The organism is Micromonospora sp. WMMD735 (assembly GCF_049178995.1).
Lineage (GTDB): Bacteria > Actinomycetota > Actinomycetes > Mycobacteriales > Micromonosporaceae > Micromonospora > Micromonospora wenchangensis.
Genome location: NZ_JBMHMJ010000002.1, coordinates 4504853 through 4527450 on the forward strand (window position 1 = coordinate 4504853; position 22598 = coordinate 4527450).

Annotated in this window: 21 protein-coding genes; 7 read left to right on the forward strand and 14 right to left on the reverse strand. The window is 72.4% G+C overall.

Annotation, left to right across the window (positions count from 1 at the left end):
• Window positions 1-334: 334 nt before the first annotated feature.
• Entirely contained in the window at window positions 335-1426 is a 1092-nt protein-coding gene (locus ACN268_RS19360) for an ABC transporter ATP-binding protein (RefSeq protein ID WP_204924671.1), read from the forward strand.
• Window positions 1427-1513: 87 nt separating this feature from the next.
• On the opposite strand, the gene rlmB is transcribed toward ACN268_RS19360, so the two are convergent.
• Together rlmB and cysS are read right to left on the reverse strand one after the other, a co-directional pair.
• Window positions 1514-2659: a 23S rRNA (guanosine(2251)-2'-O)-methyltransferase RlmB gene (gene rlmB, locus ACN268_RS19365; protein ID WP_421484417.1), complete on the reverse strand. Its 1146-nt coding sequence runs from the start codon at window positions 2657-2659 to the stop codon at window positions 1514-1516.
• A complete protein-coding gene (cysS, locus tag ACN268_RS19370) occupies window positions 2659-4074 on the reverse strand; it encodes a cysteine--tRNA ligase (RefSeq protein WP_421484418.1) in 1416 nt (471 codons plus the stop codon). Before cysS ends, rlmB begins: the two co-directional genes overlap by 1 nt.
• Before the next feature lie 252 nt (window positions 4075-4326).
• Here cysS and ACN268_RS19375 point away from each other — a divergent pair, with 252 nt between their 5' ends.
• Entirely contained in the window at window positions 4327-4995 is a 669-nt protein-coding gene (locus ACN268_RS19375; protein WP_420119378.1) for an IclR family transcriptional regulator, read from the forward strand.
• A gap of 367 nt (window positions 4996-5362) precedes the next feature.
• Window positions 5363-6598, forward strand: coding sequence for a hypothetical protein (locus ACN268_RS19380; RefSeq protein ID WP_421484419.1), 1236 nt, complete (start codon window positions 5363-5365; stop codon window positions 6596-6598).
• A gap of 161 nt (window positions 6599-6759) precedes the next feature.
• Here ACN268_RS19380 and ACN268_RS19385 read toward each other — a convergent pair whose 3' ends face one another.
• From ACN268_RS19385 to ACN268_RS19395, 3 genes are all read right to left on the reverse strand, one after another.
• Complete coding sequence (locus tag ACN268_RS19385; protein WP_421484420.1) at window positions 6760-8451, reverse strand: S8 family serine peptidase; 1692 nt, start codon at window positions 8449-8451, stop codon at window positions 6760-6762.
• Between the two features lie 89 nt (window positions 8452-8540).
• Entirely contained in the window at window positions 8541-9230 is a 690-nt protein-coding gene (locus tag ACN268_RS19390; protein WP_421484421.1) for an HAD family hydrolase, read from the reverse strand.
• A gap of 191 nt (window positions 9231-9421) precedes the next feature.
• The gene (locus tag ACN268_RS19395) at window positions 9422-10384 is read right to left on the reverse strand and encodes an EamA family transporter (RefSeq protein ID WP_421484422.1); all 963 of its coding nucleotides are present in this window, start codon (window positions 10382-10384) and stop codon (window positions 9422-9424) included.
• 77 nt (window positions 10385-10461) lie between these two features.
• Between ACN268_RS19395 and ACN268_RS19400 the strand changes: the two genes are divergently transcribed.
• The gene (locus ACN268_RS19400; RefSeq protein WP_421484423.1) at window positions 10462-11010 is read left to right on the forward strand and encodes a CGNR zinc finger domain-containing protein; all 549 of its coding nucleotides are present in this window, start codon (window positions 10462-10464) and stop codon (window positions 11008-11010) included.
• On the opposite strand, the gene ACN268_RS19405 is transcribed toward ACN268_RS19400, so the two are convergent.
• The 3 genes from ACN268_RS19405 to ACN268_RS19415 form a co-directional block, all read right to left on the reverse strand.
• Window positions 10967-11548 (reverse strand): GNAT family N-acetyltransferase, encoded by a 582-nt coding sequence (locus ACN268_RS19405; protein ID WP_421484424.1) that lies wholly within the window; start codon window positions 11546-11548, stop codon window positions 10967-10969. The two genes, ACN268_RS19400 and ACN268_RS19405, sit on opposite strands and share 44 nt — an antisense overlap.
• 90 nt (window positions 11549-11638) lie before the next feature.
• Window positions 11639-11848, reverse strand: coding sequence for a DUF397 domain-containing protein (locus ACN268_RS19410; RefSeq protein ID WP_421486938.1), 210 nt, complete (start codon window positions 11846-11848; stop codon window positions 11639-11641).
• Window positions 11845-12657, reverse strand: coding sequence for a helix-turn-helix domain-containing protein (locus tag ACN268_RS19415; protein ID WP_421484425.1), 813 nt, complete (start codon window positions 12655-12657; stop codon window positions 11845-11847). The genes ACN268_RS19410 and ACN268_RS19415 overlap by 4 nt, the downstream gene beginning before the upstream one ends.
• An 836-nt stretch (window positions 12658-13493) precedes the next feature.
• Between ACN268_RS19415 and ACN268_RS19420 the strand changes: the two genes are divergently transcribed.
• Window positions 13494-13742, forward strand: a complete 249-nt coding sequence (locus tag ACN268_RS19420; RefSeq protein WP_363651081.1) for a hypothetical protein — start codon at window positions 13494-13496, stop codon at window positions 13740-13742.
• Between the two features lie 85 nt (window positions 13743-13827).
• On the opposite strand, the gene ACN268_RS19425 is transcribed toward ACN268_RS19420, so the two are convergent.
• The 6 genes from ACN268_RS19425 to ACN268_RS19450 form a co-directional block, all read right to left on the reverse strand.
• A complete protein-coding gene (locus ACN268_RS19425; protein WP_421484426.1) occupies window positions 13828-15228 on the reverse strand; it encodes a class II fumarate hydratase in 1401 nt (466 codons plus the stop codon).
• A 44-nt stretch (window positions 15229-15272) separates the two neighbouring features.
• Entirely contained in the window at window positions 15273-15950 is a 678-nt protein-coding gene (locus ACN268_RS19430; RefSeq protein WP_421484427.1) for a nucleotidyl transferase AbiEii/AbiGii toxin family protein, read from the reverse strand.
• 2 nt (window positions 15951-15952) lie between these two features.
• On the reverse strand, window positions 15953-16519 hold the full coding sequence (locus tag ACN268_RS19435) for a hypothetical protein (RefSeq protein ID WP_421484428.1): 567 nt from the start codon (window positions 16517-16519) through the stop codon (window positions 15953-15955).
• Between the two features lie 117 nt (window positions 16520-16636).
• Window positions 16637-18304: a fumarate hydratase gene (locus tag ACN268_RS19440; protein ID WP_421484429.1), complete on the reverse strand. Its 1668-nt coding sequence runs from the start codon at window positions 18302-18304 to the stop codon at window positions 16637-16639.
• Between the two features lie 67 nt (window positions 18305-18371).
• Entirely contained in the window at window positions 18372-19823 is a 1452-nt protein-coding gene (locus ACN268_RS19445; RefSeq protein ID WP_421484430.1) for a PQQ-binding-like beta-propeller repeat protein, read from the reverse strand.
• Between the two features lie 163 nt (window positions 19824-19986).
• Entirely contained in the window at window positions 19987-20475 is a 489-nt protein-coding gene (locus ACN268_RS19450; RefSeq protein ID WP_421484431.1) for an Lrp/AsnC family transcriptional regulator, read from the reverse strand.
• A gap of 140 nt (window positions 20476-20615) precedes the next feature.
• Here ACN268_RS19450 and hppD point away from each other — a divergent pair, with 140 nt between their 5' ends.
• Window positions 20616-21821, forward strand: coding sequence for a 4-hydroxyphenylpyruvate dioxygenase (gene hppD, locus ACN268_RS19455; RefSeq protein ID WP_421484432.1), 1206 nt, complete (start codon window positions 20616-20618; stop codon window positions 21819-21821).
• Between the two features lie 11 nt (window positions 21822-21832).
• A complete protein-coding gene (locus ACN268_RS19460) occupies window positions 21833-22561 on the forward strand; it encodes an RDD family protein (RefSeq protein ID WP_421484433.1) in 729 nt (242 codons plus the stop codon).
• Window positions 22562-22598 lie beyond the last annotated feature (37 nt).

Genomic DNA, 22598 nt, shown 5'->3' on the forward strand with positions numbered 1-22598 from the left:
TCGGGAAATCCCGGCCGGCAGGGTCCCCGAGCATGGAAAACGTCAATCTTGTGCCCGCGCCACCGACGAATCGACGCGCCGGGACCCCGTCAGGCGAGGGGATTGATGCCCGGCCGTGCCCGCCTGACCGAAATGCGTATGCCGTCCGTCCCACTCGGTGTATCCCGTCTTGGCACAGCTGGAAATCCCGTTTACCGTGCAGTGACACGGATGACACCCGGGGCCGGCGAAGGCTGACCCCGGACGGGGTCCGCGGGTCGGCACCGTGGGTGCCGACAGCTCCTTCACTCGGATCGTCCGGCACGTTCCTGCCGGTGAAAGGAAGCGCACCACCATGGCTACGGTCACCTACGCGAAGGCGTCCCGGATCTACCCGGGCACCGAACGCCCCGCCGTCAACCAGCTCGACCTCCAGATCGGCGACGGGGAGTTCCTCGTCCTGGTCGGCCCGTCGGGTTGCGGCAAGTCCACCAGCCTGCGGATGCTCGCCGGCCTGGAGGACGTCGACGACGGCGCGATCTACATCGACGAGCGGGACGTCACCCACCTCCCGCCGAAGGCCCGCGACATCGCGATGGTCTTCCAGAACTACGCCCTCTACCCGCACATGTCGGTGTACGAGAACATGGCGTTCGCCCTCAAGCTGCGCAAGACCCCGAAGGCCGAGATCGACCGGCGGGTCAAGGAGGCGGCCGGCCTGCTCCAGCTGGAGGAGTACCTCAGCCGCAAGCCGAAGGCGCTCTCCGGTGGTCAGCGCCAGCGGGTCGCGATGGGCCGGGCGATCGTCCGCGAGCCGCAGGTCTTCCTCATGGACGAGCCGCTGTCGAACCTCGACGCCAAGCTCCGCGTGCAGACCCGTACCCAGATCGCCTCGCTCCAGGCCAAGCTGGGCATCACCACGGTCTACGTCACCCACGACCAGGTCGAGGCCATGACCATGGGCCACCGGGTGGCGGTCATGCTCGACGGCGTCCTGCAGCAGGTGGACACCCCGCGGGCGCTCTACGACACCCCGGCCAACGTGTTCGTCGCCGGCTTCATGGGCTCCCCTGCCATGAACATCAAGACCGTTCCGCTGAACGAGCGGGGTGCGGCCTTCGCCGAGATGCACATCCCGCTGACCCGCGAGCAGGTCGAGGCGGCCCGCAGCGAGGGCGGCGACAACCGGGTCACCGTCGGTTTCCGCCCGGAGGACTGCGACCTGGTCAGCCCCACCGAGGGCGGCATGCCGGTCGTGGTCGAGCTGGTCGAGGACCTCGGTTCGGACGCCAACGTCTACGGCCACGCCGCGCTGGAGGGCCACGAGGAGCGTTTCGTGGTCCGCACCGACCGGCGGAACATGCCGAACATGGGTGACACCGTGTTCGTCAAGCCGCGCGCCGGCCGCAGCCACGTCTTCAACGCGGCCACCGGTCACCGCATCTGATCCATCGCACGACGAAAGGGGCGGTCCGCTTCGGCGGGCCGCCCCTTTCGTCGTGTCGTCGTCCCGGTCGCGGGTGCCCGCGCCGGATCAGCCTTCCGCAGCGCGGCGGCGGGCCACCTCGGCGAGGGTGACGGCGGCGGCGACGCTGGCGTTCAACGACTCCACGTCGGAGATCATCGGGATGCTGACGGTCAGGTCACACGTCTCCCCGACCAGCCGGGACAGCCCGCGCCCCTCGGAGCCGACCACCACGACCAGCGGGCCGACGGCGGCCTCCAGGTCGTACAGGTCGGTGTCGCCGTCGGCGTCCAGGCCGACCACCATGAAGCCGGCGTCCTGACACGCCTTCAGCGACCGGGTCAGGTTGGTCACCTGCGCGACCGGCACCCGCGCCGCCGCGCCGGCACTGGTCCGCCAGGCGGTCGCGGTGATCCCGGCGGCCCGCCGCTCCGGTACGAACACGCCCTGGGCGCCGAACGCGGCGGCGGACCGGATCACCGCGCCCAGGTTACGCGGGTCGGTGACCCCGTCCAGCGCGACCAGCAGCGGCGCGGGCTGCTCCAGGGAGGCCGCCAGCAGGTCCTCGAAGAGTTCGTAGGCGAACGGCGGCACCTGGAGGCCGACCCCCTGGTGCAGCACACCGCCGGTCATCCGGTCCAGTTCGGCCCGGCTGATCTCCAGGATGGCGATGCCCCGATCGGCGGCCGTACGGGTGATCTCGTTGACCCGGTCGTCGGCGTCGATGCCCAGCGCGGTGTAGAGCGCGGTCGCCGGCACCTGGGCGCGCAGCGACTCCAGCACCGGGTTGCGGCCCACCAGCAGCTCCGGGCTGTCCCGCGACGGGTTGGACTTGCGCCCCGGCGCGACCCGGGGACCGCTGCGGCCCGCGCCCGCGCCACCCCGGCCGCCCGCGCCGGACCGACCACCACCGCCGGCCCGGACGGGGGCCACGCCCCGGGTGCCCCTGCCCCAGGTGGTGTCCTTGGTGCCCGGCTGGCCGATCTTGGGAGCGCGACCCTCCTCGGCCGCCGCCCGGCGCTCCTTGTCCTGCTTCCAGGCGGTGCGCTGGGGCAGCTTCTCGGTCCCCGAGTACGCCTTGTGCCAGGGACGCTCGTCGGCGGGCAGCGTCTTGCCCCGCCCCGCGAGGGAGTCCTTGTTCTTGCCGCCGGAGCCCTTGGGGGCACCTGCCTTCGACGTCAGTCGCCGGCCACGGCGCTGCGAGTTGCCGGCCATCAGTCCTGCTCTCCAATAGTCCAACGGGGGCCCTGCGGGGTGTCCTCGACCACCACGCCGGACTGCTTGAGCTGGTCGCGTACGGCGTCCGCGGCGGCCCAGTCCTTGCGGCTGCGGGCCTGCGCGCGCTGCTCCAGGGCCAGTGCGACCAGGGAGTCCACCACGCCCCGCAGGTCGTCGGCGCGACCGCCACCGGTCCAGGCCGGGTCGAGGGGGTCGACGCCGAGGATATCCAGCATCGCCCGGGTGGCGGCGAGGGTGGTGCGGACCGTCACATCGTCGCCCTCGGCCAGCGCGGTGTTGCCGTCCCGCAGGGTCGCCTGGAGGACGGCGAGCGCGGCCGAGGTGTTCAGGTCGTCGTTCATCGCGGCCACGAACCCGGCGGGCAGCTCACCGAGGTGCCCCGCGCCGACCCGTTCCACGGCCCGCTGGACGAACCCCTCGATCCGCCGGTACGCCACCGCGGCCTCGCGCAGCGCGTCCTCCGAGTAGTCGATCCGGGACCGGTAGTGCGCCGCCGCGTAGTAGTAGCGCAGCTCCACCGGGCGCACCCCGAGCGAGTCGACGTAGTCGAGGTCGAGGGCGTTACCGAGCGACTTGCCCATCTTGGCCCCGCCGATGCTGAGCAGCCCGTGGTGAACCCACCAGCGGGCGAAGGGCAGCCCGGCGGCCTGTGACTGGGCGATCTCGTTCTCGTGGTGCGGGAAGGTCAGGTCGAGCCCGCCGCCGTGGATGTCGAACTCCGCGCCGAGGTACCGCAGGCACATCGCCGAGCACTCGATGTGCCAGCCGGGACGACCCCGGCCCCACGGGGAGGGCCAGTAGGCGTCGGCCGGCTCGTCCGCCTTGACACCCTTCCACAGCGCGAAGTCCCGGGGGTCCCGCTTGCCGCGCTCCGGGGCGTCCCCGGCGGACTGCATGTCGTCGGGCGACTGGCCGGACAGCGACCCGTACGCCGGCCAGGAGGACACGTCGAAGTACACGTCGCCGGACCCGTCGGTGGCCGGGTAGGCGTGACCGGTCTCGATCAGCCGGGCGATCAGCTCGTGCATCTCCGGGATGTGCCCGGTCGCCCGCGGCTCGTACGTCGGCGGCAGCACGTTCAACGCCTGGTACGAGCGGGCCAGGACCAGCTCGTTGGCGTACGCGATGGACCAGAACGGGCGGCTCTGCTCCTGCGCCTTGACGAGGATCTTGTCGTCGATGTCGGTCACGTTGCGGATGAAGGTGACCTCGAAGCCGGCGGCCGACAGCCAACGCCGCAACACGTCGTAGTTGACGCCCGAGCGAAGATGGCCGATGTGCGGCGGCGCCTGGAGGGTGAGACCACACAGGTAGACCCCCACCTTGCCGGCTTGCCGCGGAACGAAGTCCCGCACCGATCGGGCGGCGGTGTCATACAGGCGTAGCGTCACCGTACCAGGGTAGCTGTCCGTGCTTCCCCGGGTCGGCCCGAGCCGGGTCGTACGCTGCCTGCTGTGGAGACGACGGCGGCCCCCGACGAACCGGGCGACCAGGTGCCGGCAGGTGACGACCCCGGCCGCCGCATGCCTGCCGGTGGCGGGACCGACCCGCGCGTGCCTGCGGGTGGCGGGCCGGACCACCGGTCACCTGCCTTCGGCGACGCCGGCCAACTCCCGGCTGCCGGTGGCGGGCCCGGACCGCGCGTGCCTGCGGGTGGCGGGCCGGGCCTTCAGGTTCCCGCCGGGGGCGAGACGGCGCAGACCCTGGACCGGGGCCTACGCCTGCTGCACCTGGTGGCCGACGCGTCGGCCGGGTTGACCGTCACCGAGGCCGCCCACCGGCTCGGCATCGGCCGGGCCGCCGTGTACCGGCTGGTCGGCGCGCTGACCGGGCACGGGATGCTGCGCCGGGGCGGCGACGGCCGGCTGCGCCTCGGCGTCGGCGTGCTGCACCTGGCCCGACGGGCCCAGCCGCTGCTGGCCGAGGGGGCCCTGCCGGCGCTGCGGCGGCTCGCCGAGCAGACCGGGGCGACCGCGCACCTGACCGTGGTGGAGGGCGGCGAGGGGGTAGCCCTGGCCGTGGTCGAGCCGAGCTGGACGTCGTTCCACGTGGCGTACCGGCCGGGGGCCCGGCATCCGCTGGAACGCGGGGCCGCCGGGCGGGCCGTCCTCGCCGGGCGGGCCGGCCACGCGGGCCCGGTGAGCACCGCCGGGGAACTCCAGGCCGGGGCGTACGGGGTGGCCGCGCCGGTGCTCGGGGTGCCCGGCCTGGAGGCGAGCGTCGGGGTGATCTCGCTGGCCCCGCTGCCGGTCGACACGGTCGGCCCGCAGGTCACCACCGCCGCCCGGACGATCGCCACCGCCCTATCCTGACCGTCCCCGCCCTGACCCGCCCTGACCTGGCCTGGCCCGCCCTGACCTGGCCCGGCCCGGGCCCTGGCCCGGGGATGATCGACTCATCCGGGCCGAAACAGCGGTATCCGCCAGCCTCCACCCCACAACTTCGACCCACATGAGTCGATCACGCGCTCTCCCCCTCGGCTGTCCTCGCAGGTGAGGGCGTGGAGACCGAGGGGCGGAAGCAGGCGGGAGAGGATCGGGGCGCATCGACGGTGCGGGAACCGTGCATTACCACGCTGTGTCGTGCGGTGGGGGTTTGTCCACAGGGGGTGGGTCCACGGGCAGGGGCGGTTGTCCACAGGGGTTTCGGCGAGCGGCCGGGAGGTCCGACGCTGAGGTCATGCCACCTCGACCTCATCGCCCGGCAGCCCTCGTCGGGCAGGTGTTCCGGGGCTCCGACGCGATCCGCCAGGGCCTGCTCACCCGCCACCAGCTGCGCGGGGCGTCCTGGCTCCGGCTCGGCCACGACGTGTACGCCGATGCCCGTCTCGCCCGCGACCACGCCCTGACCTGCCGCGCCGCCCTCCTCCGGATGCCCGCTGGCACGCTCATCGCCGGTCCGTCGGCGGCGTACCTGCACGGGATCGAGCACGCCGCCGGCTTCGGTGACGAGGTGCACGTGCTCGTCCCCCGGGCGACCCGGGTCGGCTCCCAGGGGGCGGCCACGTCCGCCTCCCGCAGTACCGCCCGTCGCACCGTCACCAGCGGCATCCGGCCCGACGCGGGCGGGGCCCGACGCGACGCGGCTGGCGGATGGCCGGGGGCTGCTAGCGGATGGCCGGGCGCGGCTGGCGGATGGCCGGGGGCTGCTAGCGGGTGGCCGGGTTCCCCGGGCGGTATCCGGGTGCACAGCGTTGCCGCCCCCGGCGGGTCGGCCGCTCATCCCCGACCGCCCCTGCCCACCGCACCGGCGGTGCTCGCGGGCGGGAGGGACGGGCCGGCGACCCGGAACAGGCCGGGCCTCGGGGCGGCCGGGCCCGTCCCGCTCACCACGGCGACACTGACGGACGCTCTCACCCCGGCGGTCGGCCCTTGTCCGGCACCGCCCGTCCTACCCCGGTCGTCCCCCGCGCTCGCCGCCTGGGAGACGGCGGCCTGGCTGGACCCGGTCCGGGCGGTCGGCATCGTCGACTCGCTGCTCGGCAGGGGGCTGACCAGCCCGGCCGCCCTCGCCGAGATCGCCACGCGCTTCGCCGACCGACGGGGTGGGGTGCGGGCCCGCCGGGTCTTCGAGCTGTCCGATCCGGCCGCGCAGTCACCGCCCGAGTCGCACCTACGGGTACGACTCGTGCTGGCCGGCCTGCCCCGGCCGGTCGCGCAGCATCCCGTACGGCTGCCGTCGGGGCTGGTGCTGCACCCCGATCTCGCCTGGCCGGAGTTCCGGGTCGCGGTGGAGTACGACGGGCGCTGGCACAGCGATCCCGAGCAACTGCACCGGGACCGTCGCCGGCTCAACCACCTGATCGCCGCCGGCTGGACCGTTCTGCACGTGACCAGTCGCCGGCTGAGGGACGACTTCCCCGCCGTGGCCGGCGAGGTACGCATGGTCCTCACCCAACGCGGCTGGCGCCGATGATCCGCCCCCTTGGGCCGGTGTTGCGTTATCCCCTCACCCCGACACCGCAACATCGGCCCCGTCGCCGCAGAATCGACCCCGTCGCCGCAGAAGCAGAAGAGTCCGGATACGGAGAGGCCCGGACGACCGGGGTCGTCCGGGCCTCTCCCAGGGCCGTGGCGTCAGGGGTTGACGTTCGGCTTGAGCGGGCTGCGGACCGCCGCGTTGGCGTCCACGATGCCGTACCCGTAGAAGCCGTTGAAGTTCAGCGACCCGGCGCAGTACGCGTCGAACTCGGTCGACCGGCCCTCGTTGGCGTAGCTCTGCAGACGCGGCTCCGGGCAGGCGTGCTCGGTGGCGGTCCGGTAGAGGTGCTGCTCCACCTTGGCCGGTGCCAGGCCGTAGCCGTCCTTACCCTCCTTCTTGCCCCACTTGCTGACGATCAGCGCGGCGACCCCGCTGACGTGCGGCGACGCCATCGACGTGCCCTGGAGGTAGGTGTAGTAGCCACACTCCCCGGCGGTGGTGCACTGCTTGAACACCGAGTTCTCGAAGCCCGGCACGACGTTGCCGTTCTCGTCGACCGACCCCTCCTCCTGGAGCACCTTCTTCGGGTACGTCGAGAGGATCATGTTGGCGTCGGTCCGGTAGGTGTCGGTGCCGAAGCCGTCGCGGAACCAGCCACCCGGTGCGGCGACCGAGATCTGCTCGGTGCCGTAGTTGGAGTAGTCGGCCTTCTTGCCGGACGGGCCGATGGCGGACACGCCGATCACGTGCGGGCCCTCCACCGGGAAGTCCCAGCAGCTCTCGTTGTCGATCGGGCGCGGGTACGGGTCGGCGCCGTAGTCCGGGCTGGACACGTCGGTGCGGGGCGCGCCGAGGTCCTCGTGGTTGTTGCCGAGCGAGCCGACCAGGGTGACGCCCTTGTTGTGGGCGAAGTTCAGGGCCCGCTTCATCGCCTTGATGACGGCCCGCTGCTCGGCCTGCGACTCGGGCGAGTCAGCCGGGTTGGCGGTGCAGTTGTAGAGCCACGGGTCGACGTAGAACGACATGTTCACCACGTCGAGGCCGGACTTGCCGGCGTGCACCAGGGCGTTGACGACCGGGTTGAGGAAGAAGTACCCGGAGTCCTGGCCGCCCTTGAGCTCCACCAGCGAGACGTTCGGGGCCACGCCGGACAGGCCGAAGCCGTTGGCGGCGGCACCGATGGTGCCGGCGACGTGGGTGCCGTGCCCGCCGTCGTCGGTGCCGACCGGGTCGAGGCAGCTCGGCACCTCGCACGGGCCGTCGACCTCGGCGATGTCCGGGGCGAAGTTGCGCGACAGCGCCCAGTTGAAGTTGGGCGCGAGATCGGGCTGGCTGGCGTCGACGCCGGTGTCCAGGATGCCGACGGTGACCCGCTTGTCGCCCGGCATGACCTTGCGGGCCTTGTCGGCCCCGATCACGGTGAGGCCCCAGAGCTTGTCGTCGAGCGGGTCCAGCTTCTTGCCCTTGGCGTTGGCCGCCGCCTTGGCCGCCTTCCTGGTCTCGGTCAGCAGGTTCTCATGCGCGACCCGGTCCAGCTTGGGCTTGCGGCCGATGGCCCGCTGCTCGGCCGCACCGACCAGCGCGGAAGCGGCGGTGACCCGGCCGGCGAAGTCGGCCCGGTCGCTGGTGACCTGGTAGAGACCGACGTCGTCCGTACGGGACACGACGGTGCCACCGGCGGCACGGATCGCGGCGATCGCCGCGTCCGCCGAAACGCCGTCCTCGGCCACCACGGTGAACGTCCGGCTGGTGGTCGGCCCGGCGTTCGCCGGGACGGTCAGGCCGGTCACCGTAAGTGCCAGGGCCGCCGCGGTCGCGACGGCTCCGGCGGTGAAGCGCTTGCTCACCACATCAGATCCTCTCGTTGAGGGACGTGGCAGCCATCCCATAGCACCGGCGACGATTCCGCCAGATACAAATCCGAATTCGTCCCGCATCAGGCATTCGTCGGTTGCAGGCTGCGTAGCGCCGCCGGCAGATCGGTGAGCGTGCGCACCTCGGCGTCGGGGCGTACCCCTTCGGGGAGGGGGAGTCCGGGCCGGTTGAGCCAGATGCCGCGCATCCCGGCCTGCTGGGGGCCCAGCACGTCGTGGGCGATCGAGTCGCCGACGTACGCGATCCGTTCCGCCGGCACCCCGGCGGCGGCGACGACCGCGGCGTAGAACGCCGGGTCGGGCTTCTTGGGCAGGCCGCCCTCGTGGGCGTACAACTCGAAGGCGAACTGCCCGGGCAGGCCGCAGCGTTCGGCGCGGCTGTTGCCGTTGGTGGCGTAACCGAGGGTGAAGTCGGCGCGCAACGCGGCCAGCGCCGGCACGGTGTCGGGATACGGGTGGCTGAGCTCGTACCGGCGGGCGAAGAAGAGTTCGGCGAACTCGTCGAGCTGACCCACCAGCCCGGCCCGGTCGAGGGACCGGGCCAGCGCGGCCCGGCGGATCTCCATCACCGGCGCGGCGGTCATCGACCCGAACACCGCCTGCCAGTCGGACTCCACCTCGGCGAAGGTCACCCCCGCCGCCACCGGCGTCCGTCGACGCATCTCCTCCAGTACGGCCACCAGGGCCCCGGTGACCGCCGGGCGCAGGTCGATCAGGGTCTCGTCGGCGTCGAACACCACCACGCTGAGCATGTCCGACACCCTCTCACGTTCGTCGCACCCGGCCACGCCGAGCAGGCCACCACCCGCCCACGCCGGGCAGGGCGCCACCCGCCCACGCCGAGCAGGCCGCCACCCGCCCGCGCCGGGCAGGGCGCCCCCGGCCACGGCAGCGCCGGGCAGAGCGTCGCCCGGTCACGCCGAGCGGCGATCAGTGGGGCGGCTCAGGTCAGTGCCGGCTCGTCCGTCCGGGCCGCCGCCTGTTCGGTGCGGCCCGCGCGCAACTCGTCGAGGCGGACCAGCGCCACCCCGGCGACGATCAGCGCGCCCCCGGCGAGCTGCACCGGCACCGGTAGCTCGCCGAGCACCAGCCAGGCGATGAGCACCGCGAACATCACCTCCGTCAGCCCGACGAACGACGACAGCCGGGCGCCGAGCAGGCGCGTCGCGGCGATCCCGGTCAGGTACGCCACCACGGCGGCCACCAGCGACAGCCCCACGATCGGGACGAGCCAGCTGGTGCGCTGCCCGGCGAAGTCGACCACGCCGAAGGTGGCCCGCAGCGGCAGCACCCCGACCAGGCCGAGCAGGGCGAGCACGGCCGCGCCGACGGCCATCCCACCACTGGCCATGGTGACCGAGGGGAGGTCGGCGTCGACCCGGGCGGCGAGGACGAAGTAGCCGGCCAGCCCGACGGCCGCGCCGAGGCCCCAGAGCACCCCGAGCGGATCGAGCCGGCCGGTACCGGTCAGGTCGAGCACCAGGACGAGCCCGACCAGGGCTGCCAGGGAACCGGCGACGGTGAGCCGGCGGGGGCGCTGCCCGTGCACCAGCCACAGCCAGCCGACCACGAGGATGATGCCGAGGTATTCCAGCAGCAGGGCGACCCCGACCGGCAGGTAGCGGACGGCGTTGAAGAAGCACGCCTGGGCGGTGGCGACGCCGAGCAGGCCGAAGACGGTGACCGGGCCGAGGTTGCGCCGCAGCACCCCGGCCCGGCCGCGCAGCGCGAGCACGGCGGGGACGGCCAGCACCAGGGCGGCCAGGCCGACCCGGGCGACCACGACGGCCTCGGCCGACCAGCCGGCGTCGATGAGCGACCGGGCGAAGGTGCCGGAGGTGGCGAACGTGACGGCGGAGAGCAGGGCGAGTGCCAGCCCGGTGCCGGCGGGAGATCGGTGCGGCATCGGGACTCCTCCGACGTGACATCAGCAAAGTAGGATTACGCCGATGACGCTAGCCGTCGACGACGACAGGGGTCAAGTTGCTTTTCGCCCATGACACGGAGTGCGGGTTGATCGCCGCCGCCGCCCTGGTCAACACCGACAACCGGGACGGCGAAGGGCTGCCCGACATCGCCGCGCTGGACCGTTTCGTCACCGCCAACCAGTGGACCGGCCGACACGAGCACACCGAAGCCGAGCTGCGTGCCGTCCGCGCGCTGCGCCCCCGGCTGCGCCGGCTCTGGGACGACGACCCGGACACCGTCGTCACCGTGGTCAACGACCTGCTCCGCGAGTCCCGGGCACTGCCGCAGCTCATCCGGCACGACGACGAGCCGTACCACGTGCACGCGGTGCCCCGGGACGCCCCGCTGGCCACCCGGATGGCCGTCGAGGCGGCGATGGCCGTCGCCGACCTGGTCCGGGGTGACGAGCTGGGTCGGCTGCGGCACTGCGCCCACCCCGAGTGCGCCAACGTGCTGGTCGACCTGTCCAAGAACCGGTCCCGCCGGTTCTGCGAGGCGGGTTGCGGCAACCGGGTCGCGGTCAGCGCCTACCGGGCCCGCAAGGCGGCAGGTGGTCGACCCTGAGCAGCTCGTACTCCACCTCGCCGTGCTCCGTTCCGGCGATCGGGTCGGGCCAGTCGAGGTGGAAGGTGCGGACGTACCGCAGTCCGGCCTTCGCCAACACCGCCCGCGACCGTACGTTCACCGCCATCGTCTGCGCCCACACCCGGCGTACGTCCGGGATGGTGAAGGCGTGGTCGACCAGCGCGCGGGCGCCCTCGGTGGCCAGGCCCCGCCCCCAGGCCGCGCGGCGCAGCCGATACCCCAGCTCCGGCCCGGTGCCGTCGTCGGACGGATCGAGCGCGAACCAGCCCAGGAAGGCACCGTCGACGGCGTCCTCGGCCGCCCACCGGCCCAGCCCCGGGTAGCGGTCGTAACCGGCGAGAATCCGGGGCAGATGCTCGTCCCGCACGGTGGCGGGCGGGGTGGGTCGACCGCCGGTGAGGAACCGCATCACCTCCGGGTCGCTGTCCAGCTCGACCAGTCGCGGCACGTCGTCGCCGGTGAAGCGGCGCAGCCGCAGCCGTGCCGTCGTCAGCAACACCCCGTCTGCGCCCGTCACGATCCGGATCATGCCGCCCGCGAGCCACCCGGTCGACCGGTTATCCCGGCGACCGGACCTGCGGCGACCGTCCGCCGCGAGCCGGTCCCGTCAGCGCGGCGGCGCGGCCACGAAGACCCGCCACGAGTACGCCGGGAAGGTGAGCACCGGGCCCGCCGGGTCCTTGCTGTCCCGCACCCCGACCACCCCGACCAGATTCGTCGCCACCTCGACACAGTCGTGGTTCTGGCTGCTGCGGGTGCTCTTGCGCCAGACCCGGCCGGTCGACCCGGGAACGGCGCGATCCGCCGCGCCGGTCAGTTCCACGACTCCGCCACCTCCCGCATCAACTCGATGGACTCCGCCGGGGGCAACGCCTCACCGAGGGTCGACTCCCAGACCTCCCGCATCCGGGCCAGTACGTCGGGCTCGGTGAACTCCTGGGTGCGGACCTGCCCGCCGACACACCCCAACTCCATGCCGTCGGGCAGGGTCGCCAGCACGAAACCCCCGGCGAGCCCCGGGTACTCCCCTGCCGTGCCCGGCACCAGGTGCAACCGGACCCGGGGATGCTCCGTCGCCACCCGCGCGAGGTGCGCGACCTGCTCACCCATCACCTTCCGGTTGCCGACCTGCCGGCGCAGGGCGGCCTCGTCGAGGATCGCGACCACCTGCGGCGGCTGGTCGCGGTACAGCACCGCGTGGGTCTCCAGCCGGTCGGTCAGCCGCCGCTCCACCTCGGGCCCGTCGAGCAGCGCGCCGGCCTCGAAGACGGCACGGGCATACGCCTCCGTCTGGAAGAGACCGGGCACGTACAGCGGCTCGTACCAGCGGACCGCGCGCGCCTGCTCGATCAGCGCCCGCCAGCCGAGTTGCCACACCCTGGCCCGGTCGAGCGCGACCAGCTGGCTGAGCATCCGGCTGAAGATGCCGCCGGTGTCGAGGGCCTTGTCGACCAGTTCGAGGTACTTGGCGGTGGGCGGCTGCTGGCCCAGTTCGATCGCGCTGACCATCGACGCCGAGTAGTTGACCGCCTTGGCGAGGTCGTCCTGGCTCCAGCCCCGCCGGGTCCGGGCCCGCCGCAGCTCGGCGACGAGGAAGGCCGCCGCCGTCATCCGCCCGTCCGTCATCTCCAGCCGCCCCCCACCGCGTCGACGATCGACTCCGACACCACGCCGACCAGGGACGCCGCTGACACAGGACAAGACCGGAAGCCGACAACAACCCTTCACACGGTAGTGGTTTCATCAGCAGACTGTGAAGTGCGACATCGACCGCTCTCCCTCCGGGCGGACCGGTGTCGCGGTGGGACGGCCCGCTCCCCGGCCGGCGGTCCCACCGCCGGGGGAGACGACCAGCCGACCCACCATGGAGGCGACGCGATGCCCCGGCTCACCTGGCGACACCGGCTTGCCCGCAGATTCCGACCCGCCCGGCTCCCCGAAGCGGCTCCACCCCGCCGGCCCGCTCCCCCGCCCGCCGGCCCAGTCACCCACCCGACCCCGACCCCGACCAGCGGACCGGGTGCTTGTCCGGCCGCGTCCCCGACCACCGGACCGGTCGCCCACCCGGTCCCCTACCCGGCCAGCGGACCGGACGCCCACCCGGCCCCCTACCCGGCCCGCGGACCGGACGCCCACCCGGCCCCCTACCCGGCCCGCGGACCGGACGCCCACCCGGCCCCCTACCCGGCCCGCGGACCGGACGCCCACCCGGCCCCGGACACGGGAGCGGAGGTACCCCCGGGCACCGGGTCGGGCCCGCCCGGGTGGGAGGACACCACCATCTCGTTTCCCCGGGTGGGGCGGGTCGGTTGGCTCACGCTCGCTCAGGAATGGCGCGCCAACCGGGGACGCCGGTGAGCGCGGCGGCCGGTCCGGACGGGCCGCGCCGCACCGGTGGACCACCTGGACCACCCGACCCGGTCGGCCGGGGCGGGCCGGGGCCGGCGAATCCGCGCCCCCACCTGCCGCTGCGCCCGCTCTGGCTGTGCCGGGTGTGCGCCGCGCCGTGGCCCTGTGGGACCGCCCGACTCACCCTCGTCTCCGAGTACGCCCACGACCGGGTCGCGCTCAACATCTACCTCTGCACGGTGCTGCACGACGCCGCCGCCGACCTGTACCGCCTCTATCCCGACACCGGCCCCGACCCGGCGGCCCTCTTCGCCCGTTTTCTCGCCTGGGTCCCCCGCACCCGCCCACCGACCGAGCCATGATCCACTCGCGGGGGCCGATGTAGCGCTATCAAATCCGCCTGACACCGCTACATCGGCCCACAGGAGTCGATCAAGCAGGAACCGGTCAGGGGTGGGTCATCCGGAGCAGGTCGAGGGCCTCGTCGAGCTGGGTCTCGGTGAGTTTGCCGGAGTCGACGTGCCCCCGGGAGATCACCACCTCGCGGATGGAGACCTGCTTCGCCAGCGCCTCCTTGGCGATCGAGGCGGCCTCGTCGTACCCGAGGTGGCGGTTGAGCGGGGTGACGATCGACGGCGACCCCTCCGCGTACGCCAGGCAGACCTCGGCGTCCGCGACCAGGCCGGCCACCAACCGGTCGGCGAAGAGCCGGCTGGACGCGGAGAGCAACTTGATCGATTCGAGCAGGTTGCGGCCCATCACCGGGAGCATCACGTTCAGCTCGAAGTCGCCCTGGCTGCCGGCGAACGCGACCGCCGCGTCGTTGCCGATCACCTGCGCGCAGACCTGCCGCACCGCCTCGGCGACCACCGGGTTCACCTTGCCCGGCATGATCGACGAGCCGGGCTGGAGGTCGGGGATGCGCAACTCCCGCAGGCCCGCCCGGGGGCCGGACCCCATCCAGCGTACGTCGTTGGCGATCTTGTAGAGCCCGACCGCGACGGTACGCAACTGGCCGGACGTCTCGACCAACGCGTCCCGCGCCCCCTGCGCCTCGAAGTGGTTACGGGCCTCGGTCAACGGCAGCCCGGTCGAGGCGCGCAGCTTCTCGATCACCTTGGCGGCGAAACCCAGCGGGGTGTTGATGCCGGTGCCCACGGCGGTGCCGCCCAACGGCAGCTCGGCCAGCCGGGGCAGCGCCGACTCCAACCGCTCGACGCCGTAGCGGACCTGCGCGGCGTACCCGCCGAACTCCTGCCCGAGGGTGACCGGGGTGGCGTCCATCAGGTGGGTACGCCCCGCCTTGACGACCGTCTCGAACTCGGCCGCCTTCGCCTCCAACGCCTCCGCCAGGTGGCGCAGCGACGGCAGCAGGTCCTCCACCACGAACTGGGTGGCGGCCAGGTGGATCGAGGACGGGAAGACGTCGTTGCTGGACTGCGAGGCGTTCACGTCGTCGTTCGGGTGCACGTCGCGGCCCAGCTCCCGGGTGGCCAGGGTGGCGATCACCTCGTTGGTGTTCATGTTCGACGAGGTGCCCGAGCCGGTCTGGAACACGTCGATGGGGAACTGGTCGTCGTACCCGCCGTCGGCCACGTGCGCGGCGGCGGTGGCGATCGCCCCGGCGACGTCCGCGCCGATCACCCCCAGCTCGCCGTTGACCAGGGCGGCGGCCCCCTTGATCTGGGCCAGCGCCTTGATCTGGGCCGGCTCGATGCCCCGGCCGGAGATCGGGAAGTTCTGCACCGCGCGCTGGGTCTGTGCCCGCCACAACGCCTCGGCGGGCACCTCCACCTCGCCCATCGAGTCACGTTCGATCCGGTAGCCCGCTGCCTCTGGAGTCGTCACCCGTCCCATCCTGCCCCGACCTGGGTCGGACCGCAGATGATCGCTCACTCCGACGGGCCTGGTGCCTCGTCACTCGGCGGACGCTGTTCGTCGAGTAGGGCACTGCGCCAGCTGGCGAATCGGCTCCGGAGATCGTCGAGTGCCCGACCGGTGACGCCGTACTGGGCGAAGTCGTCGGGATCGAGCAGGCTGGCCTGTCCGAGAGCCTCCGCGAAAACGCGTCGATCGAACCCGCGATCGGCGCGGTGCGCAAGGTGGAGCAGCGCTTCCCGGGTGTAGCGGCCGGATCGGAGCGCAGCGTCGATGTCGACGAAGTCACGGGCGAACGCCCGTCCGTAGAGCGCGCTCATCTTGTTCGCGACCGCGTCGTCGGGATGCAGTACCGGTCCGATGGTCATGAGAACGGGTTCGTTGGCACGCCAGTCCACGCCGAGTTCCACCTTGGCGGCACGGTCACCGTCGGCAACGGTCAGCCGGGCGAACGTGTCGTACTGTCGCTCGATGTCGACGGTCAGGCCATCGTCACGGTAGGCATCCACGACGACCGAGACCGCAGTGCCGAACTCGTCACGGCGGTCCCAGGCGGTGAACAGGTCGACGTCTTCGCTGGGGCGTTCGAGCATCCCGGCGGCCTGCACGGCGTAGCCACCGGCGAGGGCGAAACCGTACCGTCGGGCGGCGGCGAGCCCGGTGCGGGCGAGCCTCTCGTGGAAGGCATCCACCGTTACGCGCCGTTCGTGCCGACGGTGACGAGTTCGGGGAAGGCTTCCTCCCAGCGTCGTCGGAGCCCGGAAGGTAGCCAGAGGGTGGGCCAGAGTCGCCGGAGTTGGTCGCCGTCGAGCCAGGTGTTCAGGTCGTCGACCGTACCGGCTTCGGTGAGTACCACCTTGTACATGCTGGACAGGCGTGCGGGCCGACCCAGGTCGTACTCGGCATGACCGGACCAGTCCAGATGACGCGGAAGGGTGACCACGCCCGCGGTCGGGCCGGTCAGCGCGGTAAGGGCGTCGGCCACGACGTAGGGCTTGCGGTCACCATAGGGGCGGTAGTCGGACGGTGGCTGCGGCGGAGTCTTACGGCGGCTGAGGTTGGCCGCCTGCCGGACCTCCGGTCGTAGCGCCTGGCGGATCGTCTCCCGGCTGTACCCGGTGATCCGTTGCAGGTCGACCGGCCGCCAGCCGGCTGCGTGGAACACCCGCAACTGCTCGTCCCGCTCGGTCAGCGCGGCGGCCCGGGTCGCCTCGTACCTGGCGATGACCGCCCGCAGCTCGTCCTCGGAGTACCGGTCCACCCACAGAAGCCTACCAGGCTAGGCCCAGCATGCTAGGCGAACGGCGAACGACACGAACAGCCCTGGGCGCTCACGCGCTGAAGCCGCTGGTGCCCCCTCCGTGGCTTGCGGGAACGGTCAGCGGCGGCCGACCGTCAGCACCGGCTTGGTGACCTCGGCGAAGAAGTCGTTGCCCTTGTCGTCGACGACGATGAAGGCGGGGAAGTCCTCCACCTCGATCTTCCAGACCGCCTCCATGCCCAGCTCGGCGTATTCGAGCACCTCGACGTGCTTGATGCAGTCCTGGGCGAGCCGGGCCGCCGGGCCGCCGATCGAGCCGAGGTAGAACCCGCCGTGCTGCTGGCAGGAGCGGGTCACCTGGGCGGACCGGTTGCCCTTGGCCAGCATCACCTGGGAGCCGCCGGCCGCCTGGAACTTCGCCACGTACGCGTCCATCCGGCCGGCGGTGGTCGGGCCGAACGAGCCGGAGGCGTACCCCTCGGGGGTCTTGGCCGGGCCGGCGTAGTAGACGGCGTGGTCGCGCAGGTACTGCGGCATGGGCTCACCGGCGTCGAGCCGCTCGGCGATCTTGGCGTGGGCGATGTCCCGGGCGACGACCAGCGGGCCGGTCAGCGACAGCCGGGTCTTCACCGGGTACTTCGACAGCTCGGCCCGGATCTCGTCCATCGGCCGGTTGAGGTCGACGCGCACCACCTCGGAGGCGTCGAGGGTCTCGTCGGTGACGTCCGGCAGGTAGCGCGCCGGGTCGGTCTCCAGGCGCTCCAGCCACACCCCGGACGGGGTGATCTTGGCGACCGCCTGCCGGTCGGCCGAGCAGGACACGGCGATCGCCACCGGGCAGGACGCCCCGTGCCGGGGCAGCCGGACCACCCGCACGTCGTGGCAGAAGTACCGGCCGCCGAACTGTGCGCCGATGCCGAAGTTGCGGGTCAGCTCCAGCACCTCGGCCTCCAGCTCCAGGTCCCGGAAGCCGTGCGCGGTCATCGAGCCGGAGGTGGGCAGCGCGTCGAGGTACTTCGCGGAGGCGTACTTGGCGGTCTTGAGGGCGTACTCGGCGGAGGTGCCGCCGATGACGATCGCCAGGTGGTACGGCGGGCACGCCGAGGTGCCGATCAGCCGCAGCTTCTCCTCCAGGAACTGCATCATCCGCGTCGGGTTGAGCAGCGCCTTGGTCTCCTGGTAGAGGTACGACTTGTTGGCCGAGCCGCCCCCCTTGGCCATGAACAGGAACTTGTACGCGTCGGGGTGCCCGTCCGGGTCCTCGGCGTACAGCTCCACCTGGGCGGGCAGGTTGCTGCCGGTGTTCCGCTCGTCCCACATGGTCAGCGGGGCGAGCTGCGAGTACCGCAGGTTCAGCCGCGTGTACGCCTGGTAGACGCCACGCGAGATCGCCTCGGCGTCGGAGCCGTCGGTGAGCACGTGCCGGCCGCGCTTGCCCATCACGATGGCGGTGCCGGTGTCCTGGCACATCGGCAGCACGCCACCGGCGGCGATGTTGGCGTTGCGCAGCAGGTCCAGCGCGACGAACCGGTCGTTCGGCGAGGCCGCCGGATCGTCGATGATCGACCGGAGCTGGGCCAGGTGCGCCGGGCGCAGATAGTGGGCGATGTCGTGCATCGCCTCGGCGGTCAGCGCGGTCAGCGCGGCCGGCTCCACGGTCAGGAAACGGCGGCCCCCCGGGCCGTGGACGACGTCGACGCCCTCGTCGGTGACCAGGCGGTATTCGGTCTGATCCGGACCGGTCGGCAGCAAGGGGGCGTACGAGAACGCGGCGGCACTGCTCATGACGGAAAAGCCTAGGGCAGACCGGGCGATCGGTGACACCCGCCGGGTGGGTCGTGGGACGCCGCTCTCACCCGTTGCCGTTGGCGCAGAGTTCCCGTTTGGGACCGCAACTGTCCTCGGGGTCCGGCGCGCCGCCGGTCCGCCCCGGGCCGGGACCGGTACCGCCGTCCGAACCGGCCGGGGGCGCGGCGGGTGGCGGCGCACCGGCCCCCGCGCCGAACCGGACGTACCCGATCTCCCGTCCCTCGCCGACGACCATCCCGTTGGGCCCGACGGCGAGCGCGTTGGCGCTGGTCCGCAACACCACCAGTTCCTTACCGGTACGCGGGTCCACGGCGACCAGCCGGTTCGGCTTGTCCCCGGTCAGCACCGCCGCGTACGGGGTGAGCGCCGCGCCCGCCTTCGCGCCGGCCGGCCGGGTCCAGCGGGCCTTGCCGGTGCCCAGCTCCCGGGCGACCACCGAGTCCTTGTCGGCGCTACGGACCAGGGCGTACCGGTCGTCGACGGCGAGCAGTTTCTCGCCCTCGGCGTCCACCAGCAGCAGCCGCCCGTCGTACCCGTCGAGGACGGCCTCCCGCCCGTCGGGGGCCACCCCGATCAGCACGCTGCGCGCCCCCTGCGGGTCCTCCCGCTGGGCGCATCCGGCGCTGTCGGCGGTGCGCAGGTTGAACCCGCTGCGCCGCCACACCTCCTGCCCGGTGGCCGGGTCGCGCGCCGAGACGGCGTACTGGCAGCTGCCGTCGACCGACACCGCGCGGATCTTGAGCATCCGGCCGCCGACCACCGACAGCCGCTCGTCCTGGCCCGGCTCGACGTCCTGCACCACCCGGCCGGTGGCGGTGTCCACCACGTGCACCCGGCCGTCGACCGGGAAGCCGAGCAGCGGCGGGGCCGCCTCCGGCCCGGCCACCCCCTCGTCGATCCGCTGCGCGGTGAGCCGCCGGGTGCCGAGCAGGCCCGGGTTGTCGGCGAAGAGCCCGCTGCTGACGCCGGGCAGGAAGGCCGTCCACAGTGGGCTGGTGCCGCGCGGGTCCCAGGCGCTGAGCGTGCAGTCGGTGGCGGCCACGCACCGGGCGTCCAGCAGCATGTTCCGGTACGTCCAGACGGCCACCGCGTCGCCGTCGCGTCGCCGTACCGCCCCGGTGGTGGGGTCGAGCAGCTCGTACCCCTTGACCAGGAGCTTGCCGACGGCGACGACGGCGTCGCGGTCGCCGCCGGCCACCGCCGACCAGTCAGCCTTGCGTTCCCACAGTGGCGCGCCGGTGGCGAGGCTGCGCACCTCCGTGCGGGTACGTTGCTCGACCACGACGGTGTCGCCGACGATCGTGACGCTCTTCGGGGTGCCGCCGACCCGCTGCTGCCACGACACGTCCGGTTCGGAGATCGGCTCGCTGCGGTCGACCCAGTCCCACACCCCGGGGAACGGGTTCCACACCCCGGTGACGGCGAGCGCGATCACGATGACGAGCCCGAGCAGCAGCCCTCCCCGCACCCCGCCAAGGCCCTTCACACCGGACACCGTAGCGACGATCACCTCCCCGCCCCGCCCCCGCGCCGGAGTGTCGCCCCGCTTTCTCCCCGGCGGGCGGCCTACCCGTCGGGCAGATCGGACGCATCACAACATCGCCGGAATAGCGCCAACAGCGCCTTCGGATACCGCTATATCGGCCCAATTGCGTTGATCACGACCCGGCGGCCGACCGCAGCAACGGCAGCGTGCGGTACGGGATCTGCTCGGCGAGCGCGATGATCGTGGAGGCCCGGCGGATCGCGTCGGACGAGACGATCTGGTCGATCACCCGTTGCAGGTCGGTGTTGGAACGCGCCACGATCCGGCAGAGCAGGTCGCTCGCCCCGGTGATGGTGTGCGCCTCCAACACCTCCGGGATCGCCGCCAGGTGGGCGGTGACCGTGTCGTGGCCGTGCCGCTGGCTGATCTCCAGGGTGACGAAGCTGGTCACCGTGAACCCGATCGCCGCCGGGCGGATCTCCGGCCCGAACCCGCCGATCACCCCCCGGTCGACCAGCTTGTCCAGCCGGGCCTGCACGGTGCCCCGGGCCACCCCGAGCCGGCGGGAGCATTCCAGCACCCCGATCCGGGGTTCGTCGGCGAGGAGTTGGACCAGCCTGCCGTCCAGCTCGTCGAGCTGTACACCCTGTCCAGCGTTCATGGCTGGACACCCTACCGATTGCACAACCTGACCAGGGGAAAACGTGAGTGTTGCCCAGCGGACGGGCCCACCGCGATGCTGCCTGCAAGAGCTGACGGACCACCGGCCCACGACGCCGGCCGCAACCGAGGGAGGCCACCGTGACCCAGGCGATCGACCGACCCCAGTCGACCGAGGACATCGACGTCGACACGCTCGTCGGCGCAGTCGACCACGACATCACCCGTGACCCGTTCCCGGTCAAGGGCCTCGACCACGTGCACTTCCTGGTGGGCAACGCCAAGCAGGCCGCGCACTACTACTCCACCGCGTTCGGCATGACCTGCGTGGCCTACCGGGGGCCGGAGCAGGGCTACCGCGACCACGCCGAGTACGTGCTGACCAGCGGCTCGGCCCGGTTCGTGCTGACCGGCGCGGTCCGCCCCGACGCGGCCGGCGCCGACCACGTCGCGAAGCACTCCGACGGGGTCAGTGACATCGCGCTGGAGGTGCCTGACGTCGACGCCGCGTACGCGCACGCGCTGGCCCAGGGCGCTACCGGCCTCATCGAGCCGCACGACGTGACCGACGCGTACGGCACCGTCCGGTTGGCCGCCATCGCCGCGTACGGCGACACCCGGCACAGCCTGGTCGACAGGTCCCGCTACAGCGGCCCGTTCCTGCCCGGCTTCGTGGCCCGGGGACCGATCGTCGACCGGCAGCCGATGATCGCCGCCGGCCTCCAGCCGAAGCGCTTCTTCCAGGCCGTCGACCACGTGGTCGGCAACGTGGAGCTGGGCCGGATGGACGAGTGGGTGGAGTTCTACAAGCGGGTGATGGGCTTTTCCAACATGGCCGAGTTCATCGGCGACGACATCGCCACCGACTACTCGGCGCTGATGAGCAAGGTCGTCGCCAGCGGCACCCGGAAGGTGAAGTTCCCGCTCAACGAGCCGGCGGTGGCCCGCAAGAAGTCGCAGATCGACGAGTACCTGGAGTTCTACCAGGGCCCCGGCGCGCAACACATCGCGGTCGCCACCAACGACATCCTGGCCAGCGTCGACGCGATGCGGGCGGCCGGCGTCGAGTTCCTCGACACCCCCGACTCGTACTACGACGACCCCGAGCTGCGGGCCCGGATCGGCAACGTGCGGGTACCGATCGAGGAGCTGAAGTCCCGCAAGATCCTGGTCGACCGGGACGAGGACGGCTACCTGCTCCAGATCTTCACCAAGCCGGTGCAGGACCGGCCGACGGTCTTCTTCGAGCTGATCGAGCGGCACGGCTCGCTCGGTTTCGGCAAGGGCAACTTCAAGGCGCTGTTCGAAGCCATCGAGCGTGAGCAGGAAGCGCGCGGCAATTTGTAACACTGTCTCGCGTGACGCAACCTCCGAGCTACCCGACACCGCCGGCCGGTGGGCCCGGGCCCGCCGCCGGCGGCTTCGCCCCGCCCGCCGGCCCACACCCCCAGGGGTACGCCGTGCCGCCGCAACCCGGCCCCTACGCCGCCCCGCCCGGCGGCTACCCGCGACCCGGCCCGTACGCCGGGATGCCCGGGTACCCGCCGCCGGCACCCGGCATGCCGCCGCCCGGGATGTCGCCGCGTGGGCTGCCGCTGGCCAGCTTCGGTGACCGGCTGCTCGCCCTGCTCATCGACGGGGCGGTGCTCATCGCGGCCAGCATGGTCTTCATCGTGCCGGCCTTCATCGTCTTCTTCCAGATGGTCCTGCCCGACCTGACCACCACGGCCGACGGCCGGGCCACCTCCGACCCGTTCACCAACTTCCTGATTCCGATGCTGGTGTTGCAGGGCGTGATCTTCGTGGTGGCGTTCGCCCTGAGCTACGTCTACCAGGTCGAGATGATGTTCAAGACCGGGCAGACCATCGGCAAGCGGGTGATGAAGATCCAGGTGGTGCCGCTCGACCCGGCCGCCACGCTGACCCGTACGGCCGCGGCCAAGCGGTGGGCCGCCTACCAGATCGGCGGGGCGGTCATTCCCGTCTTCAGCTACCTCGACGGGCTGTGGCAGCTCTGGGACAAGCCGTGGCAGCAGTGCCTCCACGACAAGTTCGCCGGCACCATCGTCGTTAAGGTTGCCGGGTGAGCGAGCAGAGCGACCGCACCGGACAGCGCAGGCCGAG

What these genes read in the sequence shown, in the direction of transcription:
- ACN268_RS19360 (WP_204924671.1), top strand. Translation starts at nt 335, where the DNA reads ATGGCTACGGTCACCTACGCGAAGGCGTCCCGGATCTACCCGGGCACC.
- rlmB (WP_421484417.1), bottom strand. Translation starts at nt 2,659, where the DNA reads ATGGCCGGCAACTCGCAGCGCCGTGGCCGGCGACTGACGTCGAAGGCA.
- ACN268_RS19380 (WP_421484419.1), top strand. Translation starts at nt 5,363, where the DNA reads ATGCCACCTCGACCTCATCGCCCGGCAGCCCTCGTCGGGCAGGTGTTC.
- ACN268_RS19390 (WP_421484421.1), bottom strand. Translation starts at nt 9,230, where the DNA reads ATGCTCAGCGTGGTGGTGTTCGACGCCGACGAGACCCTGATCGACCTG.
- ACN268_RS19395 (WP_421484422.1), bottom strand. Translation starts at nt 10,384, where the DNA reads ATGCCGCACCGATCTCCCGCCGGCACCGGGCTGGCACTCGCCCTGCTC.
- ACN268_RS19415 (WP_421484425.1), bottom strand. Translation starts at nt 12,657, where the DNA reads ATGACGGACGGGCGGATGACGGCGGCGGCCTTCCTCGTCGCCGAGCTG.
- ACN268_RS19440 (WP_421484429.1), bottom strand. Translation starts at nt 18,304, where the DNA reads ATGAGCAGTGCCGCCGCGTTCTCGTACGCCCCCTTGCTGCCGACCGGT.
- ACN268_RS19450 (WP_421484431.1), bottom strand. Translation starts at nt 20,475, where the DNA reads ATGAACGCTGGACAGGGTGTACAGCTCGACGAGCTGGACGGCAGGCTG.